The sequence below is a fragment of the Leucobacter faecis genome, assembly GCF_054456635.2.
This window is the reverse complement of record NZ_JBTJEP020000005.1, coordinates 110,348-129,380: the sequence shown is the minus strand read 5'-3', so window position 1 is coordinate 129,380 and position 19,033 is coordinate 110,348. Positions and strand designations below refer to the sequence as shown.

The following is a 19,033-nucleotide window of genomic DNA, read 5'->3' as shown; positions in this document are numbered from 1 at the left end:
CCAGGCAGGGCAGCGGTTCGGCTTGTTATAGTCCTTGCGGACCAGGGGAGCGCGAGACATGATTCCTACTTTCGGTCGAGCTTCTCGAGCGCGTCAAACACTCCGGCGAGGTCGAGACGAGGCTGGCCATCCACCCCGTGCACGGTGAACCCTCCCCGGCGCACGGCGGCGAGCAGCTGGTGCTGATGGAGCGCCGCTTCCAGCGCGGCGAAACGCGGCCCGAGAGTATCGGCGGTGCCGCGCCAGTACCGCTCGAGCGCGGTGCGGGCCGACTTCCGCTCGGCGTACATGTGCGCCTTCACCTTGCTGCGGTAGCCGTGCGCGTCCACGATCACTACGCCCTCGTCGGGCCGATCAGCGGCAGCTTTCAGGGCGGCCGCGAGCTCGTCAGGGGTGAAGAGAGTTTGCTCCGCCTCGGCGACCTCGAATCCGAAGCGGCGGCTGATCCCGGTGCGGATACGGTCATCAGTGCGGAACGTGACCTCGTTCAAGATGCAGTCGAGCAGCACCAGGCGGTCCTCACCCGACTCCGCGATCGGGTGGGTGTCGTGCGCGGCGATCACTTCGAACACAGCGGTAGTGTTCGTGCGCTCCAACATTCCCGCCAGCGCCGCTTCCGCGCCGTTGCCCAAGTGGGTGAGCAGCATTTCGCGTGCGTGCTTGGCGTAGCTCGTAACCCCAGCCTTCGAGAACACCGCGAGCTTGCCGTCGCCCAGCGAGGAGACGAGCGCGAGGTAGCCGTTGTACTTCTTCCGTAGCTGGACCGGGTAGGCGGTGACGTGCTCGTTCAGCCAGCCGTCGAGGGAGCGTCCCGGCGCTTCTCCGATATGGAAGAACTTCTCGTACCCGCGCGCGACAATCTTGCCGGTGGCGGCGTTGATGAACAGCCCGCGGGCATGCACGGTGAGGTCGTCCCACGCGCCGCGCTGGAATGCCTGGCGCGTGAAGTTGCAGGCCACCACGTCGGCGACCCCATCCACCGGCTTGACGGTGACCCACCCCGACTGGCGCATGCGCTCCAGCAGATCAGTCGCATCGGTGGGATCCACCGCGGCCACCGGCTTCACCGGGCGCGTGGCGGCGCGGTTGCGGGCGGCGAGCTGCGGATCCACACGGTCGTCGAAGCGATGCACGGAGTAATACTCATTCGTGCTGAGCTCAGGGAGACTCACGTGCCCGCCGGAAGACGCGCCTGACTCCAGGCAGATCACAGGGGTCCCGCGGCGGTCGATGGAGACGGCCTCGACCGGTTCGTCGTCCGTGCCGCCGTTGCGGTGCCCGTGCAGCTGGAAACCGACAAGCGGCATGTCCGCGACGTTGTAGCTCGTCTTCGCGCGGTACGTGCGGCCGCGGTCGCCCAGGCCGTACACGCACTCAGTATCCGAGACGTGCAGCAGGCCGCTATCTTGCAGCTTGTGCTGAGTGAGGATCCCCACGCCGCCGTGCGTCACCAGCCAGGGCTGATCGTCGCCTTCGATGTAGATGTGCAGCGCAGGGACGGTAGAGTTCACAAACGCGACCTGCTCCTCCTCGGTAATCCCCGCCTCCAAGAGCGCCTGGCGAGTTACGCGAGTGTCGCTGAATCGGGTCTGCTCAGACAGAGTGCTGATCGCGCGCAGGTTCAGCTCGTGGTTGCCGGTCACCACCGTGCCGCGGCCCTCCGCGACCAGCGCCGACACGATCCGCATGACTCCTGCCGGGTCGGGGCCACGATCGAACAGGTCGCCGGCGAACACCCAATGGGTCTGCGGGGTTCCGAACTCATGGAGGGCCTCTTCGAGCGCCTCAGCGCACGAGTGCACATCACCCACCACGACCACCTGGCGGTCGCGCGGAATATGCAGCGCAGGGACAGCGGCGAGCCTGCTGATGGCATCCATCACCTCTGGCACGGGGCGGGTGCCGTCGATCACGGAGTCGATCAGCGCGCTGACCGGCTTCGCGGCGCAGCGCTCGTGCATCTCAGCGACGATCTCAGCGCTCACCTGCTTCAAGCCGCGCGCGCGGTTGCGCACCAGCAGCGTTTCCAGCGACAGGTCACCCTGGCAGTCGATCAGGACGGTGCGGTACCCGTACTTCGCCGCGAGCTGCGCGAGATCAGTCTGATCTGATGCCCGGGAGTTCGTAGCGTCAAAGAACACCGTCGCCCCCGCCGCGAGCCGCGCCTTCAGGGCCGCCTGCGTGGCGGAAACCACCGCGAACTCGGCTCTGCTCGGGAGCCGCAGCGTTACGCCGTCACGTCCTGACTCGTCCACACAGGGAACCTCAGGGGAGAAGAGCGCGCGGAACATGTCGTAGCCGAGCACGAGGCCTTCCACGCCCAGGGCGCTGATCAGGGTGGTCTTCCCGGAGCCCGGGGCGCCGGAGAGCAGAAATAGAGTGCGCATGATGTCCTTTCGGTCGGCGGCGGAAGCCTGGCCCTTCGAGGCCGGGAGGAGACGCGCCTTTGCGGGCGCGTTCCGGTCTTTGCCGCTATCTCCTTTCTAGAGTGGGAGCGGAGGAGTGTCGGTACCCATCTCCGCGCTGTATGAGAGCTATACGACGCCAGCCGATGCCTTGAATGGTGCCGTCTTTCGTGGTGATGTCGCATGATCCGGTCGCACGCACGGCGACGCGGCCGACATGTGTACCCTGCTTCTTCCCCGACGGGACTACCGCGCGTACCAGGTCGCCGGTGATGAGCCCGAAATGTGTTTTCTGGCGGGTGAGGCGCAGGCGCGGGAATCCGTACTTGTCCGACGCGGTGCGCTTGTATCCACCTCTTCCGGTGCAGTGCGCGATATGCGCGAGAGCAGGCCAGCGCGTCACCACATCAACCTCCCCGACACACAAGGCGTCGAGGGCATGGCTTTTCGGAACATTGCTGACATGGCGGTTGTATTTCGTGCGCCCGCCCGTAGACACATGCACCGGCAGCCCGGTCGAAGCTAGGGCGTGCACGATCGCCCGCCTGGTCGCGTTCACCGCCGCGGCGTGCGCGAGCGGCCGCTTCAAGGAAGCAAGGATACGACGTAGCCGTGCTGGGTCGTTTGCGAGGAACTCTTCCACCGGGCGGGCATCTTTGCGCTGGTTACAGGGGATGCACGCGGTGACGAGGTTCGAGGGCCGGTGAGAGCCGCCGCGCGCTCGCGGACGCACATGGTCGATGTTGAGCGGCACACTGTCTGGGCCGGTGCCGGGAGCGTCGCAGTACACACAACGGCGACCCCACTTCTCCAGCAGGTACTCGCGTACTTCGTAGCCCGCGAGCGTGCCCTGCTGGTATTGCACCCCGGTGATGGTCGGGTCTTGCAGGAGCTGCATGTCGAACCTGACCTGCTCCACATGCACGGCCGTGACGGGCGCCCAACGTGAGAGCCTGAGCATCCACGTCTGTGTCGTGTTGAGCCGATGCCACAGGGACGGCGGCAGCCAGGAGCCCGCGTTCGGGCGGGCCTTGCGAGCACGGTTTAGGAACCGGGGCGCCCGATAGCGGAGATTTCTACCACGGCGGCCACGACGCAAAGCGGCGCGGGCGTGGAGCTTGTTCTTGATGGCGAGGCCGCGGTGCACGAGCTCGCCCAGCCACACCGCTTCCCGCGCGGTGGTCACTTCACCGGTGCTCGGGTCGGCAGCCTGGTCGGTGGTGAATACGGCGAGGCCGGTGTGCTTGGATCCGGGGTCGATGCCGACCTCCACCCCGGCCACGGTCGATTCCTTGACCGTGCGGTCTTTCAATCGGATCACGAAAGGGGTGTGGCGGTGTACGACCGCTCTCCCTTTGGCGAGCAATTCCCGCGCCCGTGCCGGGTGGCAAGGCTGCAGGGGTTGCCCGTGGCGGTCGAGCACGAACACGCGCGCCGCCAGGTTATTGCGTGGTGTGGCGGGGTTACCCCCGCCGGGCTGGGCAGCGCCCGAGGATGCTGCCCGTGACGCCGACACCGTTTGACGGGTGCCGGTCTCCCCTCGACCATGTTGAACGCCCGCTGCGGGCACGCCCGCGTCGATACCCCGTTTCGTGGATACCCGTTCCTTGTCTGCTGATACCGATTCCAGAGCAGAGAGCTGAGGAAGCACTCTCTGGTGGGTCTGCTCACGTACGTTCAACGTAGTCACCTCCAATGGTTTGGTGTGTCTTGGTCTGGTCAATCAATCCCTAAAGGGCTGGGCCGTGTTACAAGCCCGGTCCTTTAGGGCCGGGTGATTGACGCGGAAACTTGCGGATCACCTGGCCCACGAGAGTGACGGTGCGTTCGACCTTGCGGTGCAGCCGCACCAGGGTTTCGGCGGAGCTCATGACTGCACCTGCGCCGCGCGCCCGGTGCTGCCGAAGCGGGCGTCACTGCGCTCGGTGTCGGTGAAGTCGGCGGGGGATACTTCGACGAGCTGAATGTCCGGGCGGGGGACAACGACGAGCTGTGCGATGCGGTCCCCGTCGCGGAACGAGACAGACGAGCTGCCGCGGTTCTCGATCAGCACTTTCAGCTCGCCGCGGTAGTCCGAGTCGATCGTGCCGGGAGCGTTCAGCACAGTCACGCCGTGATGGGCGGCGAGCCCGGAGCGCGGGGTGATGAGGCCGACGTAACCGGCGGGGATTTCCACGAACGTGCCGGTTGAGATGACCTGGGCGGCGCCGGGGCGCAGATGCTGCACGTAGCCCTCTTCAAGGTGGGCGTGCAGGTCGAGGCCCGCAGCGCCCGGGGTGGCCTGGGTGGGGCGGCGGCCGTGAAACTTAATCTGAATGGACAAAGCGGATGCTCCTAGTTTGTGCCGGTGGCGAGGCAGACGTGTTCCGCCTCACCACCGCTATAGGACGCGGCCGCCGTAGTTCACGCCGCCTGCAGCGCAGGCTCTTCCGCCGGAGCGGTGCTCTCCTCGAGCAGCTGCTGAATCCGGCGGCGCTCCTCTTCCAGAGCGCGCAGCTCACCCTCACGCTCGAACTCGGCCTGCGCGATGAACACGTCCAGCTCGCCCCGCTCCTGCTCACCGGAAGAGGCGAGCGCCTGCACCCGATCAAGCGTGCCGGGAAGAGCGTCGATCAGTTCGTCCGCCCGCGCCGTAAGCGCCCGAGCGAGCGCGTCCGGGCCGCGGCGCACCGTCTTCAGCGGGACGCCCGCCTGGTCGAGGAGGCGGTAGCCGTGGTACAGCGCGAGCTGCATGGCCCGCTGCTTCGGATCCCAGACGAGCGCGAGGTCCAGGCCGCGCCACTGGCGGCGGGAGGTGCGCTGCTCGTACGAATGCTGCTTCGACAGGTACGCTTCGCGGCCCGCCTCTGCGAGCGCGTACATCCGCCCCGTGCGGTCATCTGCGCGCGGGCGGTCCAGCGCCTCACTGATCAGCTCGCCGCGGCGGCGGTAATCTGCGATCAGTCTATCGAGCTTCCCGCGCCGATCAGTAGCGGCGTGCACCTGCTGACTCCACACGGCGCGCATCAGCTGCAACCGGCGAATGTCGTTCGACACTTCCGCGAGCCGCAGCAGCTCCGGCCGCCCCGTTGCGAGCGCTTTCACCTGCCCGTACGACAGCGCCACATCGGTGATGTCGTCAATTTCGCGGGCATCCGCCGCCGCGGACAGGAACCCGGACACCGCTTTCGCTTTCCGCTCGAGCGTCTCCCATGACAGCGCATCGAACGTGCCCTCGGTGACGTACCGGAAAATGTCTACGTGACCGGCGAGGTTCTGCGGGCGCAGCGCGCGGCCTTCCCGCTGTTCCACGTCCGCGGGCATCCACGGGGCGTCGAGATGATGGACTGCGCCGAGCCGGGTCTGAATGTTTGTGCCGACCCCGACTTTCGCGGTCGACCCGATCAGCACGGACACATCCCCTGCCCGGCACTGCGCGAACAGCGCCGCCCGTGCCTTATCGGTGGTAGCTTCATGCACGAACCGCACGCGAGCCGCGGGCACGCCTCGGTCCGCCAGCAGGGCGCGCAGACGGCCGTAACTGCTGCTGCGGCCGGGTTTCGGGGTGCCGAGGTCGCACAGCACGAGCTGCAGCATGCCCGGCACCGGTGATGACCCGAACAGGCGGGCAGCGTGCTGCCGGTGCAGCTGCGCGATCTGATCGGCGGCGTCGGTCATGGTCGGGCTTCCGCCGGGCACATCCACGAGCGCTGGGTCGAGGGCGAGTGCGCGGCCCTCCCCGCAGATCGCGAGCATGTTGTCATCTTCCGGTGCGACCTGGCCTTGGTAGATCAGGTCGGCGCGGTCGCTGAGCTCCGCGACGGCGCTCTCCTGCTCCTCGGTGGGGCGGCTGACGATGTTGTGCACTGTCCAGGTGGGGCGCTCCAGCCCGATCTGCTCGGCGGTGACGGTGTCGCAGGTTTCCGACAGCATCGACGCGAGCTCGGCGGCGTTGCGGATATGGCGCGGGCGCCGCTTCAAATGGAAGCCCTGACCGGTCGGTTTCACTTCCACTGCGGTCTCGAACTTCACGAACGTCGCCGCCCACGCATCGAACCCGGCGACACCAGCCTCCGCGAGCCGTTCAGGCTGCGTGTACGTCTGCCACACGAAAATCTCAGCGAGACTGTTCGAAATGAGGGTGCCGGTGAACCCGGCGAACACGGGTTTAGCCGGGTGCCGGTCACTGAGGCTGCGGATTTTCAGGGCCAGGTCAGTAGCGCGCTTAGAATGCCCGAGCGAGAACCCGGACTGGCTGGTGGACGTGACCATGAGGCGGCGGAACATGTGCAGCTCGTCGACCGCGATGTGGTCGACGCCCAGCTGCTCGAACGTCACCTGGCCCGGGTCGCGGCGGGCGTCTTCGCGCAGCTTGCGCAGGGCGGTGTCAAGGCGACGTTTCGCGGCGGCGATTTTCTTCTGACTGCGCGGGCTTTCCCACCGCTGAATCGACGCCGCCGCGGTGGATAGCTCAGCTTTCTGCTCCTCGATCCACTGCTCTTCCAGCGGCGCGGACACAGGAATGGACGTGAACGCGGTGTGCGTCATGATGATTGCGTCCCAGTCGCCAGTCGCGCAGCGCGCCGCGAACAGACGTTTCGCGTCTTTCGTAACCTCCTCACGCCCGGCGATCAGGAACCGGCCGGTCGGGTAGGCGGTGCGCGCTTCGCGGGCCATCTGCTCCAGCAGGTGATTCGGCACCGTGATCAGCGGCTTCTGAGCGAGCCCCAGCTGCTTGAGCTTCATCGCGCCGGCCAACATTTCGAGCGACTTGCCCGCCCCGACGGTGTGATGCAGGATCGTGCGGTGATCGGACAGGATCCGGTCCACCGCATCTTTCTGATGATCCCAGAGGGTGATGTCTTCGCTGAGGCCCGGGAACGTGAGATGCGCGCCGTCGCCGGTGCGCGGGCGGTGCGAACGGAAGCGGCGGTTGAACTCGTCGCACAGGGCGCGCGCCCGGTCGGCGTCCTCCCACACCCACATCTCGAACCGTTCAGCAAGCGCCCGCTGCTTCTCTTCCGCGGCGATCGTGCGGCCGGCGTTCTTCACCCGGCGGGGTGCGCCGTCCTCCCAGAGTTCGTCATACACGACCGGGGTGCTGTTGTTGAGCGCGAGCTCCAGCAGCCGGATCGGGGTGACATCGGGGGTGCCGTACCGAGTGTTCGTGTCGACGTTGTGGCAGTAGCCCTGCGCGATCTCCCACGCAGCTACGGCCTGGGCGTACGACACCGTGCCGCTGGCACGTAGCTCGTCGCGCAAGAACGACTCCACGATGCCGGGCGCGATCCAGGTGGCGCCGATCTGCGCGCGAATGTCGAGCGGCCCGAGCGGTTCGGGCAGCGCTTGACGCAGCGCTTCGGCCTGCCGGGTGAGGCCCGCCTGCTCAGCGGCGTGCAGCTTCGCGCGAATATTGCCGGAGAGGTAGTCACCAGCGAGAATGAACCGGCCATGCTCGTCCATGAATCCGTGCCCGGCCAGCGCTTCGGCGGCCTCGGTCTCCGCGATCCCGAGCAGACGGGCGGCGCGGTCCAGGTCAACGACCCCGCCCGGGCCTGCCGCGAGCCGAGCCGCTTCGGCGGGGGTTTCCGCCCGGTCCACGATCACGGGGGCACGGTTCACGCGACGCAGCAGCAGCGGGGCGGGGGATGCTTCGCCGGTCGCCTGGTCAAACTGTTCCGCCGCGAGCACGGTGAGATAGTCCGGGTCTTTGCGGAACCCGCCGAGGGCGGGGCGGCGCCAGGTGTAGGTCGGAGCGCCTGTGTCCGGGTCGGGTTTTCCTTCAGTGAGGGTGCCTCGGCCGATTGGTCCGTGCTGCCTCACGTACGTCTCGTACAGGGAGAGCGCCTGATGCCGGGCGGGATCGAGGTCTGAGTCCGGCAGGTCCAGGTCAGCTTCAAGCGCGAGCAGCACAGTGACCGCATCGCGCAGACGCACCAGCGCGCGGAGCTCTTTCCCTGCCCGGGCGACAAGGGTGAGGATGCCGCCGGACACCTGGTGCATGGCGCCGTCGAGCTCGTGGAAGCTGCCTTCTTTCCGGCCGTCCGCATCATGCAGCGGCACGTTGTCAAGCGACGCGACCGCCCCGACAGGTGACTGGTGCTCAGGCTCATACAGCGCCGTCGCGGCGCGCAGCGCGGCCGCCAGGGCGGTCTTCCGGTCACGTGCTTTCACCGTCAACGGGGCGGGTTTGAAACCGGTTGCGGTCATGTTCCCGGCCACCAGGGCGGGATAGCGCCCCCACAAGGCGTGCACGCGCACACTATGAAACGGCTCCGGATGCGCGACGGTCGCATGCTGCTCGTCCGCGGCGGGGATCAGGGCGGCGCGTTCTGCCCCGTCATGCGCGGGTTTCCGCAGCACGACAATGTCGGCGACCACGTCCGTGCCGGGGAAAATACCTGCGGGGAGGCGCACTGCTGACACGAGCTCGGCGCGGTCGCGGCCCTGCTGGTCAATGCTGTCGAGGAAGTGGCGGCTCGTGATGATAACGACGTAGCCGCCGGGCTTTACCGCGTCCAAGGCGCGGGCCGTGAAGTAGCCGTGCAGGCTGCCGGTGTCGCCGGTGAAGTTCGGGTCGTACACGGCGGTGCGGGCGAACGGGACGTTGCCGATCACCGCATCGAAACTGCCGGTGGGGAAGTGGTGCTGTTCGAGCGGCGCGGCGATGATCCGGGCGTCCGGGTGCTGCAGCTGCGCGAGGCGGGCCGCGGTCGGGTCCCGGTCAATGCCAGTCCAAGCAACAGGCAGGTCGGCGGGCGCCGCTGACATGATCGCTCCTGACCCGCAGCCGGGCTCTAAGACACGGCCACCCGTGAACCCTGAACGGACCAGCAGCGCGAACGCTGCCTCCGCGACCACGGGCGGAGTGAAGAAGCTGGTATCGCAGATTTCAGCGGCGGCAGCGTAGGCTTCGGGGGAGAGGAGCTCTTCGAGCTGGTCGGCGGCGTCTGCCCACTCTTCCGCCGGAGCAGGGCTCAGCGCGGGCGCGAGCGGCCCCCAGCCTGTCCACGCCGCGAGCGTGGCCCGGTCAGCGTCCGTGAGGTCGGCCCCGTCCGGCAGAGTGTGCAGCAAGGCGAGCGCGGCGAGGCTTGAACGGGCGGCAGCGGGAAGTGACACGAGAGCACCTTTCAGCGGCCGCGCTTTGCGGCCTCACTGGCGCTATAGGACGCGGGCGGCGGCCTAATCCAGGAGCTAACCGCGGCTCTCTCGATACGAGCCGTCGAGGCCTGCGTGCGCGTAGTACGCCCGCGCCGCCGGGTCGTGCTCGAGCCGGTCGGCAATCGCGGCGCGCGGAAACAGCCTCTGAGAAGCCGCTAGAGCGGTGCGGGCGTTGCCGCGGCCGAGCAGATGCACGAGATGCCACCAGGTAGGCATCACCATCGGCATTTCGCGCGCCGCGAATAGCCGGATCGCGTCAGCGGGTCGAACCCAGATCGACTCGACGCTTTCGGTGGCGGCAGGGACGGGGGCATCCGCGGGGCACTCGGCGATAAAGTAGTGCACAAGATAGCGGCGCGGCAGGTCGAGCTGCGCGGGCGTGATCCACTCATGCAGCGGCACGAGCGCGGCAGGGTCGAGCGTGATGCCCTCCTCCTCGTGCAGCTCGCGCACCGCCGTGAGGCGCGGATCGCCCAGGTCCTGCGGTTCTGCACCGCCGCCGGGGAACGCGACCTCGCCCGGCGCGAACGGCATGGTGAGGTGGCGCCGCTGCATCAGCACTTCAAGACCTTTCGGAGAATCGCGCACGAGCACGATGGAAGAGGCGATGCGGAGCGCAGGTGAGGCTTGCGTGTTGGTCAAGGTGATTCCTTTCGACAAGGTGCTGGGGCGTCGTGCCCGAAGCCTTAGTGGCCCGAGCGGCGCCCGTACGGCCGAACGGCGGGTTCTCTGCGTTATAGGACGCGGTCTTCCTCACTCCTCCGTGTGCAACTCGTACAGCGGCCAGATTCCTGCCGGGGGAGCACCATCGCCGAGTACCCAGTCCACGCTGCGGGCGCTGAACCCGTTGGTGCCTCGGCCGCCGCTGCGCGTGACGGTGCGGCGGCGTACGTGATCTACGCGTGTGGCTGCGCGTATGGCCGGGGTGGCGTCATCCCACCACCGGTCGGTGTTCCAGTTGTGCGGTGACGCATGGCCGTGGATCTGGTTGAACGGCGCTGTGCCGATCCGCAACCAGGGTTGATAGAACTCCAGATTCACCTCGGCCCACATCGTGTCGGCCATCAGGTCACGCTCACCCACGAGGGAGCCCGCACGTGACCAGGCGGCCATGTCACGGCCGATGTCGCGGTTGACGATCTGCGCGGCCTCGTGGGCCGAGGTGGGCGCTCCGAGTGAGAGCCAGCGATCAAGGGTGAGGCCCGCGTGAGTGATGAGCGATTCGACGCCGCTGCGGCTGGTCACCGCGTGCGCAAGACACATCTGACGGCTCTCCCACATGCGGCTAAGTTTCAAGCGGGTGTCGAGGCATAGCGAAGCGTCCACCTCCCACGTCTCACGCTTGGGTCCACCCAAGGCAGCGGCCTCATGGTTACCCGCGAGCTGGATGTACTGATCCGGGTTGGCGGCCAAAAGGCGCTCCGCGAGTTCAACGCAGGCGAGGTTGCCTGCACGGAAATGAGCTTTCGTGCAGCGCACGAGGTCGCCGACCTGCAGCAGGGTCACCCCGTCGGGAATGCGGCAGTCAGCGCCGACTCCCACCTGGCGCAAGCAGGCTTCGAAGACGCTGGGGTGACCTCCAACGTCACCGATGAATATGAGGCGGGACATGGTGCTCCTTCTGACTCGTCTGGTTTATGCTTCGCGAAAGCGAGAGGATGCGATCTTCGCTCGTTGTTCCCGATGGTGTCTAAGCTGCCGAGCGCGGTCCTCAATGCGCTTACTCTCTGCGTTCTCGCGGCGGTTTGCTTCAAGATGGGCGGCGTACAGAGCATCGTTCTTATCCATGTAGGCGCACGGTCCAGGGTTTCCCTCAGGTGCTGGCACGTGATCAGGTGCGGCCCAATATGCACTCCCTAGAACGGGGAGTCCGTCGTCGTAGTGCACTTGGTACATGCGTGTGCCGTCACTCAGCACAGGCTGCCAGGCGGTCTCACTGCGACCGTTAATGAGCCGTATGGGCTCTTTGGCGATGAGTTTGGTGAGTGGGCGAAGGTGGTCGGAGTTCATAAGCATTCTTTCTTTGATTCGCGGAGCTGACTACTGGTTCCGAGCCCGATTGCGCCTTTTGACGTAGCGATCTTCCTCCCGCTTTTCGTAGTACTTCTCTACGAAGAAAAGTGAGCAGAAACTGATGACGAAGATAAGAAGAAGCGCAATAGCGATCACCAGTTGTACCATCGGGTGAGAGTCCGACGGGCGTGAGCTCTCATCGGTCATGAAGTAGACGAATCTGCCAAAACCGAACAGTAGTGAGGTTAGGCCGAGCACGGATAACGTGAGGCACCAGGCAAACTTAGATTCCTGATCGCTGGCTTCTTGTCTGTCCAGGTCATTATTTTTGAAGTGCATGGCCTATCGCTTTCTGTGATTGATCCCGGGTGATTAGCGGAAGGTGCGCTGCCCGTATGCTTCGGCGTACTCACGCAGCAGGGCCGCGCCGCCAGCCTGCACCACAGCGTGCTCGGTGAACACGTGGTCCGTGCGCTCGGCCGCCGCTTCGATCTGATCTGCCACCTCACGCAATGCGCGGGCACCGGCCGATCGTGCTGCCTCGGCAACCAGACGCTCGATCCGCACGCGGTGCGGGGAGCTCAGACGCGCGGTGCCGGTGGTGACGCAGCGGCGCCCGGCCGGAGCCTGGCAGCGGGGGCAGGGCACTGAGGTGAGGTTCACGACCGGCTCGCTTCTCGGCGACGGGCACGCGCCCGCTCGCGGTTCTGAGTGCACACGGCGCACGAGCGCGAGCAGTGACTGCGGCGGGCGAAATTCGACGCGCTCTCGTCAAGGCGGCGCACGAGCATGTGGCCGCACCAGCGGCAGTGTTTATCAGCGGGCATGGCGTGCTCCTGTGGGCTTGGTGTTCGGGCTATCTGCTCTATGGGACGCGAGTTAAGAGATCCGGATCAGGCTGCGGATCCTGCGAGCGCCGCGTCCACGTCGTCAGCGTCGAGCGCGGGCCAGTATCCGTCTGCTTCGTACGCCGCAGGTACCCGGTGTCGCTCGAGGGCGCGCACGCGGGCGATCGCCTGTTCAGCGGCGCGCAGCCGGGCGATGAGCGAGCGGATCGCGTCGGGGTGCGCGGCCGCAAGATAGGTGGCGTCGGGGTGCCTGATGCCGACCACGTCTGCGCGGTACACGCGCGGGTCTTCGCGGTCGGTGGCTTCCGGGGCGACTTCGTACACGGCCAGGTCGCGCGCGTTTTCGAGCATCAGGTCGGTGATGAATTGCAGCCGTGGTTCTTGGATCGGCTCGCCCGTAGCGCTATGCGCCCAGTCGCGCACGGTCTCTTCCGGGTCGAGCCCAAAGTCTGCGGCGCACTCACGCACCTCGTCGGCTTGCCGCCCGGTAGTGGCACGGTATTCGTGCCCGATGCTGAGCACCTGGCAGCGGCCCGCTCCGGGGATCCAGGTGGCAAGGTACGGCTCGCCCGTGTCGGTGTTCCCGGCCCAGTGCCACGGACCGCCAGTGGCGGCTTCGGCGGCCACGGTGAGCGCGTCGAGCTGCTCGTCCGAGATGGGTGATGTCGGGTCAGGCATGGTTAGGCTCCTTGGGCGGCGAGGCGTGTAAGCACCCGGCGGGCGTGGGCGAGCTGCTCCCGGGCGGTTTCAATGTCGATGGTGCGCAGCGCGAGGTACTCCTGCGTGAGCGGCCCGTCCTGGTCGAGGAGCCAGCCCCACGCGCAATCTGAAACGGTGGTGATCCGTCGATGCGCTCGCGCGAAGGAGCGGAACGCGATCAGCAGCATGTTGGGCTGGTTATCCCACTCGGGCCGCGGCTCGTACGCGAGCGCTGCTCGGCTGCCCGCGGCCTGATCCGCGTCAGCGAATCGCCTACCGGTGCCGCGCTCCCTCCACGGGGCACGGTCAGTGTTGATCAGAGTGCTGGCGAGCATGAGGCCTCCTTGCGTGTGATGCCGGTGATATTTGCTTTATAGGACGGGACGCGAGGGTGCCGATCGCAGTGCCAGGTCAGGCTGAGCGGAGTCGGGCGGCGCACAGCGCGAGGATGCGGTCGGCGACGTCTGCCGGGAATGTTGCCCCAACCGCGCACCAGACGCACGTTGGATCCGTGCGCTTCCTGCTTGTATACGCAGAATCGCAGGTGCACGCCCCGACCGAGGCGAGCACCTCCTGCTCGACCGCTTCGATTAGCTCAGCCCGGGTCGGGACGGCCTGGTCGGCGGCGATGATGAACCCTTCGATATGCCCGCGGCGATGTGCTCCGGCGCCGCCCGAAGCACTGCGCTCAGCGGCGGCGCGCAGCTCACCCACCCTGTTCGCGTTCTGCTTGAATCTGGGCAAGAGCAGCTTCGGCTTGCTCGGCTCGCAGCGCGGCCCGCACTTTCAGGCCGCGCTGCTCGTCGGCTTCTTGCTGCAGCACCGCGGCGATCGAGTCCTGCTTGTGCCATTTGCATGAGCCGCCGAGCGGGAACGTGGTGTCGTGCGTCTCGCACTGCCCGAAGTCGAACGGCGGTGTGTGCGTCATTTTGCAAGGGTCTGGCCGGTCGTCGGGACCGGCGGCGCGCAGCATAGCGCGGGCCTTGTCTAAGTGCGTTTCCCGTGCCCAGTCGGGAAGATCGTCGAAGCTGAGCCGCACAGGCTTACCGAACATCTCGGATACCTGCGCATCGAAATCCCAGCCGGCCCGGGCGGCGCGGTCGACCTGTTCGCTGGTCGGGAATTGGTCGTCTTGGCTCATGGTGTTCTTGCCTTTCGTTACGGAGATGTATGCGAGGCGCCCAGTCGCTGCAGCACCTCGGCGGCGACTGGGTCGGTTTCCGCGGCGTCGGCCGCCCATGCGCGCACGTCGTCCCCGGCGATCGCTTCTTCGCCGTAGATGGAGGCTCGGGCGCGATCCGTGGCCTCGGTGCACGGCGTGAGATGTGCACGCCAGGTGAACACGTCTCCGCCGTCGAACGTGGTGCCGCGGTCGTACCGCTCGCCGGGTTCGATCGTTTGCCGGCACACTTCGCTCGTGTGCGGGATGCGCGCGACGGGCTCAGCGCTGATGGTGTGCATCGGGCTCTTCTTCCGTGGGAACAGCCTGCACGAGACGCCAGAGCGGCACCGCCTGGTCAGCGTACGCGCAGTGATCCTCGCAGACGGTGCAGGCCACGCCGCGGCGAGTGTCCAGGCAGATGATCTCCCCGTCCCAGCCGGTGTCGTGGGTGCCGTCCGAGAACTGCGGGTCGTCCTCGTACGGGTCGAATGATTCACCCGCAGGAGGAGTGCCGCGTTCATGCCCGAGCGCGCGGCAGGCGTCGCTGAACGCGAAATCGGCGAAGAAACCGTCCGCGTCGTGGTGCGCGCGGCGCTCGTGATCGTAGACGGTGATCTCCCGAAACAGGTCCTCCAAGATTTCCTGCTCGTCAAGCCCGTTCGGGTTCCAGTCTCGGGCGTGCGCCCCTACAGGCGCAGGGTCAAACATGTAACTCACGATGCTGCTCCTTCTTTCACGCCCGCGTCGCCGATGATGCGCAATGGGCCCCATTTCTTCTGCACGTGCTCGAACGAGAACGGTGCGGTCTCTTTCGTGTGCATGAGCCCGTCTGGGCCGAACACCCACACATCGCCGTGTTTGTCGCGGAATTGCAACAGCCCGTACTCGTCTCGCGTCGCGCCGTGCTGCGCGTCTCGGATGACGCACCACTGGCAGACGCGCGTGCGCGTGAACGCGGGCACCCCGTGACAGGTAACCAGCTCGTCGCTCGAAAAATGAGTAGTCACCCGCGTGATGTCGCCCGGGCTGATCAGGTTCGGATGAAAGAACTCCGCCTCACATGTGCCGCCGTAGCGGGCGCGCACGTATTTAGTGCTCGGCATCGTTCTTCCCCTTGGCAAGCACGCGAATCTCGACCTCGGCCGGCCCGATCCGCTCGTCCTGGTCGAGCTTGATCGTGACATACGTGCCAGCGGCCATCGGCGACTGATCGTGCTCGGGACACTCACAGTCTTCAAGCCCGCAGTCGAAGCCACTTTCGCCGTCCTCGAATGAAGCAGTGACGATTCGGCCGCGCCATGTCTCGCCTCCAGTCGTTGACGGGTCGGGCAGGTCAGAAATGTCTACAATGCTCGACGGCTCGTGGCCGCATAGGGAGCAGAAATTCTCTCTCTTTTCGCTCACCGAATCTGTGTACTTGACCATGTTGTGCTGACAGGTGCTCGACGAAAGCGCCGGAGAGTTAGTCCAGGGGGCGGGATCGTTTTGTCCTGCCTGATAACCGTCACGGAACGCTTGCTTACTGTCTCCAGCGATTTCTTCTCGCCACTGATTCCAGCCATTGCGTAGCCTCTGCTCAGACGCGCAGCAGCAAAGCGAGTCGCCGGGGCATTTGGGGTGCTGGCAGCAATGATCGTATGCTTCCGCCTGTGGCGTGGAACCCGCAGCAGCTGCAGCGGCTACGAAGGCGGCGCGAGCCCTCCCGCGATTGGTTGCCGCGTGCTCCGCAACAAATGCGCCTCCGTGGCCCCAGATTCTCTTTGACTCAGCCACCATCATTCGTGAGCACTCGCGCTCGTAATCACTGATAGCTTGTGCCGCCGCTTCTACCTGTGCGTCCGTGAGCTGTCCAGCATTGTTTACAGGCTGCTCACCCGGTTCACGCAGACGGCCAGCAGCAGACAACGCGGCGACCACATCCTTCCCGCTGTCCGCATCGTGGAGATTCGGCAAGCGTGTCGGGCCTTCCAGCTCCTCGTCCTTCCAGTAGCCGGTAATCGCATTCGCTGCGATCTTCTCGTTTGTTCGGTTGTCAGTCACGATCTCGTTCGAGTGCCACAACTTACCCTCTCTTGGCTCGGCAGCTGGCTCTTCGGTGGTCATCGGATCATCAGACATTGTCTTGCTCCTTGTTTTCTTCGGTTGCACGGTCGAGTCGCCTTGGCGACTCACTTCCCGCCCTGAGCCATGTGCTCGGCGGCCTCCCACAGCGCTCGCGCCGCCGCGCGCCCGGGTGACTGTGCCTGGCGCTGCAGCGCGAGGAGACGGGCGCAGCGGGCCGAGCATTCTTGGCGGCGCCGGTAGGCGTAGTTCGACTCAGCCTTGCGGCGGGAGAACGCACGACCGCACTGCTGGCACCTCACAAGGACCGCCCTTCACTGAGGATCGCCGCCGCCAGCGCGGTCGCGTGGCGGATTTCCGGACCGCTGTCTCCCACGAGTCCGGACGCGAGCAGTCTGCGGGCCTGCTGCAAAATGTCGAGGATGGGGCCGACAGCGCCTGCAAGTGCGGCGACGAGCTCAGCGTTAGCGGCCGCGGTGCGCACGTCGAACGTGTCGAGTGCGGTGACATCCAGGTCGACGATGACGTCGGTGGTGTGGTACACGCCGGGACTGTCCACCCAGCGACTGCCGCCGACCCTGATCTCGTCAGGCAGATCGTCTGCGGTTTCGATGACGTGAGGTTCGTCACCGTCGAAGCGTGCGATCCAGGGACCTGGGGTGGCGTCTCGCTGCAGCTTTTCGAGTCGCTCGATCGCGTGCTGGATAGTCTGGGCGGCGCTCATGATTTTTACTCCGTTCTGGGGCGGCTATGTGAGTGCCCTATAGGACGCGGCGTTCGGGTCGGTGTTCGGAACGACCATGCTGTCTGTGGGGCGGACCCCGTGCGCGATGAAGTGGACGGCCGCGTCGGTCTGTTCCTCGGTCAGCCCGATGCAGTGGTCCGGGCTGATTAGCAGGAACCGAGTATCCGCGGCGAGCTCGGCTGGCAGTTCGCCTGTGCGCAGGCAGTCGGACAGATCATCGTCGAGCGCTACGAGTCGGCGGTGAACATTGCGAGGGTCTCGGAGCCACTGGGCGATCACCTGCACTTTCCACCACACGTGACTCTGACGGTCCGTCGGTGTGAGCGCGGTGTCGGGCCAGACTAGGGCGTTCGGGAAGAGCTCCCTCACAGTGCGCTCGCGGGCGTCCACGAGGCGGGCGCTGAACCAGTGCGGCTGCACATCTGACCGACCGTGGGCCCAGCGCATCAAGTCGAGCACGTGCCGGGGGATCTCCTCGCCGGTTCCGTGAAGCTTCAGGTACGGCACCTTCTGGCGCGAGATGCCCGGCACCTCGCCCAGGAAGTTCGGCACAATCGTCCCGTCGATGTCGAACAGCAGATCAGCGGACGGCAGCATGCTGCTCCTCTGCGACGATCTGCCGCTGCGGCTGCCACGGGTACCGCAGCCGCCGCTCGATGAATACTGGCTCCGGGGCGTGCTCGGCGGTCAGCTCGGCGAGGGCAGTCAGCGCGCGCTGCTCGGTGACGTGCGGACCGGTGCAGGCTTCCGACGTGCGCGCCCGGTACACGTACTCCTGCGCCGGGTCGGTGTACGTGGAGCGCGCGATACGCGCCGAGCGGTTTTGCAGCCAGCGGTCAGCGTGCTCCTGCCCGTACCGGCGGAGCTGGTAGTTGTGCAGCTTGCAGAGGTGCGCGCAGAACTTCTGGTGCGGATCGGTGGGCCGGTACTGCTTGCCGCAGTTCACGCACGCGCGCTCCGCGATCGGCGCATCAGCCTCCCCGCTCACCCAGCGGTGCTCGGCGTTCGGATCATCAGCGCCGACGACGAGCGCGGGGCCGAAGACTGCCTGCACTGGGTGGCTGTGCTGGTCGAACACCGTGTGCTCACCGGTTAGCTCCGGGTCTGAGTTGGCGGATGGTGCTGGGCTCATTTTCTGCTCCTGGATTTCGGGTGGGTTGGGGTTATGTATGCGCGGCTTGTGTTTTGCTGTTTCAGCTAGCTGCTTCGCGCACGAGCGCCGATGCGTGTCAGCCCAGGACTGGTGCGCTTGGCAGTGCCAGCGAAAGCCTTCTATCGCTACGTACTCGCAGGGGCGCGCAATGTTGTCATCACATTGCTGGTTCCCGAAATGATCTCGCAGCACCTGGCTGGTCATCCTCGCGCGGCGCGTCACCACGGTGATGCCGCACCTGGGGCAGGGCACGTGATACTCGACCTCCCTTAGGCGCAGCGCGCGTTTGAGTCGCACCAGTCTCGGCAGGCGTCGGCCGGTCGCAAATGACACCGGCTCTAGTGGCGGCGCGGGCACGTTCGCTACCACGGCTGCGCCCAATCGGAGAGGCCGATGCGCGACATGCTGATGCTGCCGGTGATGTCGATGGAGCCTTCACTGAGGAGCAGCTCGCGCGCCGCGCCGCCGGTGTCGATCGCCCCCGCGCCTGCTTGATGCGCGCTGAGGCTGAATCGCCGCTCACCCTCGGGCCAGTGTGCGTCGAGGGTGGTCAGAATCTGTCTCAGTAGGCCGGCGCTCACATCTGATGTCTGCTCGTCGACCGTGACGGAGACGAGCAGGTAGCTCGACAGCCCTGACTTCGCTTGTGACACGCGCGCACCCACCACCGGGTCGCCTATGCCGATCAGCGCCTGCTGGAGGGTGCTTATCGCAGGCTCGCTCACTTGGTGCTGGCCAAGGGGAAGAGGCGGGATTTTGATCCCCCTGCTAGGCAGCACTCCGCAAGCCGATAGTGACAGGGTGAGC

Annotated in this window: 20 protein-coding genes; all 20 read right to left on the bottom strand. The window is 66.2% G+C overall.

The window, feature by feature from the left end; genetic code table 11:
* Positions 1-65: 65 nt before the first annotated feature.
* Complete coding sequence (locus ACXR2T_RS06145; RefSeq protein WP_458838740.1) at positions 66-2,387, bottom strand: RNA ligase; 2,322 nt, start codon at positions 2,385-2,387, stop codon at positions 66-68.
* Between the two features lie 85 nt (positions 2,388-2,472).
* Complete coding sequence (iscB, locus tag ACXR2T_RS06140) at positions 2,473-4,095, bottom strand: RNA-guided endonuclease IscB (protein WP_458838741.1); 1,623 nt, start codon at positions 4,093-4,095, stop codon at positions 2,473-2,475.
* A 58-nt stretch (positions 4,096-4,153) separates the two neighbouring features.
* Positions 4,154-4,276, bottom strand: a complete 123-nt coding sequence (locus tag ACXR2T_RS06135; protein ID WP_458838742.1) for a hypothetical protein — start codon at positions 4,274-4,276, stop codon at positions 4,154-4,156.
* Entirely contained in the window at positions 4,273-4,728 is a 456-nt protein-coding gene (gene dut / locus ACXR2T_RS06130; RefSeq protein ID WP_458838743.1) for a dUTP diphosphatase, read from the bottom strand. The genes ACXR2T_RS06135 and dut overlap by 4 nt, the downstream gene beginning before the upstream one ends.
* An 80-nt stretch (positions 4,729-4,808) precedes the next feature.
* Entirely contained in the window at positions 4,809-9,503 is a 4,695-nt protein-coding gene (locus tag ACXR2T_RS06125) for a helicase-related protein (protein WP_458838744.1), read from the bottom strand.
* Between the two features lie 75 nt (positions 9,504-9,578).
* The gene (locus ACXR2T_RS06120) at positions 9,579-10,187 is read right to left on the bottom strand and encodes an NUDIX hydrolase (RefSeq protein ID WP_458838745.1); all 609 of its coding nucleotides are present in this window, start codon (positions 10,185-10,187) and stop codon (positions 9,579-9,581) included.
* 111 nt (positions 10,188-10,298) lie between these two features.
* Positions 10,299-11,156, bottom strand: a complete 858-nt coding sequence (locus ACXR2T_RS06115) for a metallophosphoesterase (RefSeq protein WP_458838746.1) — start codon at positions 11,154-11,156, stop codon at positions 10,299-10,301.
* A 429-nt stretch (positions 11,157-11,585) separates the two neighbouring features.
* A complete protein-coding gene (locus tag ACXR2T_RS06110; protein WP_458838747.1) occupies positions 11,586-11,897 on the bottom strand; it encodes a hypothetical protein in 312 nt (103 codons plus the stop codon).
* Positions 11,898-11,930: 33 nt separating this feature from the next.
* Positions 11,931-12,275 (bottom strand): zinc finger domain-containing protein, encoded by a 345-nt coding sequence (locus ACXR2T_RS06105; protein ID WP_489945499.1) that lies wholly within the window; start codon positions 12,273-12,275, stop codon positions 11,931-11,933.
* A gap of 176 nt (positions 12,276-12,451) precedes the next feature.
* On the bottom strand, positions 12,452-13,084 hold the full coding sequence (locus ACXR2T_RS06100) for a hypothetical protein (protein WP_458838749.1): 633 nt from the start codon (positions 13,082-13,084) through the stop codon (positions 12,452-12,454).
* A 2-nt stretch (positions 13,085-13,086) separates the two neighbouring features.
* Complete coding sequence (locus ACXR2T_RS06095) at positions 13,087-13,440, bottom strand: hypothetical protein (protein ID WP_458838750.1); 354 nt, start codon at positions 13,438-13,440, stop codon at positions 13,087-13,089.
* 371 nt (positions 13,441-13,811) lie between these two features.
* Complete coding sequence (locus ACXR2T_RS06090; protein ID WP_458838751.1) at positions 13,812-14,246, bottom strand: hypothetical protein; 435 nt, start codon at positions 14,244-14,246, stop codon at positions 13,812-13,814.
* Positions 14,247-14,263: 17 nt separating this feature from the next.
* Positions 14,264-14,566, bottom strand: a complete 303-nt coding sequence (locus ACXR2T_RS06085; protein ID WP_458838752.1) for a hypothetical protein — start codon at positions 14,564-14,566, stop codon at positions 14,264-14,266.
* Entirely contained in the window at positions 14,547-14,984 is a 438-nt protein-coding gene (locus tag ACXR2T_RS06080) for a hypothetical protein (RefSeq protein ID WP_458838753.1), read from the bottom strand. The genes ACXR2T_RS06085 and ACXR2T_RS06080 overlap by 20 nt, the downstream gene beginning before the upstream one ends.
* The gene (locus tag ACXR2T_RS06075; RefSeq protein WP_458838754.1) at positions 14,981-15,370 is read right to left on the bottom strand and encodes a hypothetical protein; all 390 of its coding nucleotides are present in this window, start codon (positions 15,368-15,370) and stop codon (positions 14,981-14,983) included. Before ACXR2T_RS06075 ends, ACXR2T_RS06080 begins: the two co-directional genes overlap by 4 nt.
* The gene (locus ACXR2T_RS06070) at positions 15,357-16,385 is read right to left on the bottom strand and encodes a hypothetical protein (protein WP_458838755.1); all 1,029 of its coding nucleotides are present in this window, start codon (positions 16,383-16,385) and stop codon (positions 15,357-15,359) included. Before ACXR2T_RS06070 ends, ACXR2T_RS06075 begins: the two co-directional genes overlap by 14 nt.
* A 241-nt stretch (positions 16,386-16,626) precedes the next feature.
* Positions 16,627-17,052, bottom strand: coding sequence for a hypothetical protein (locus ACXR2T_RS06065; protein ID WP_458838756.1), 426 nt, complete (start codon positions 17,050-17,052; stop codon positions 16,627-16,629).
* A 24-nt stretch (positions 17,053-17,076) separates the two neighbouring features.
* Positions 17,077-17,670, bottom strand: coding sequence for an HAD domain-containing protein (locus ACXR2T_RS06060; RefSeq protein WP_458838757.1), 594 nt, complete (start codon positions 17,668-17,670; stop codon positions 17,077-17,079).
* Positions 17,654-18,205 carry a hypothetical protein gene (locus tag ACXR2T_RS06055; RefSeq protein ID WP_458838758.1) on the bottom strand — a complete coding sequence of 184 codons (552 nt, stop codon included), beginning with the start codon at positions 18,203-18,205 and terminating at the stop codon, positions 17,654-17,656. The genes ACXR2T_RS06060 and ACXR2T_RS06055 overlap by 17 nt, the downstream gene beginning before the upstream one ends.
* A gap of 383 nt (positions 18,206-18,588) precedes the next feature.
* Positions 18,589-18,951 (bottom strand): hypothetical protein, encoded by a 363-nt coding sequence (locus tag ACXR2T_RS06050; RefSeq protein ID WP_458838759.1) that lies wholly within the window; start codon positions 18,949-18,951, stop codon positions 18,589-18,591.
* Positions 18,952-19,033 lie beyond the last annotated feature (82 nt).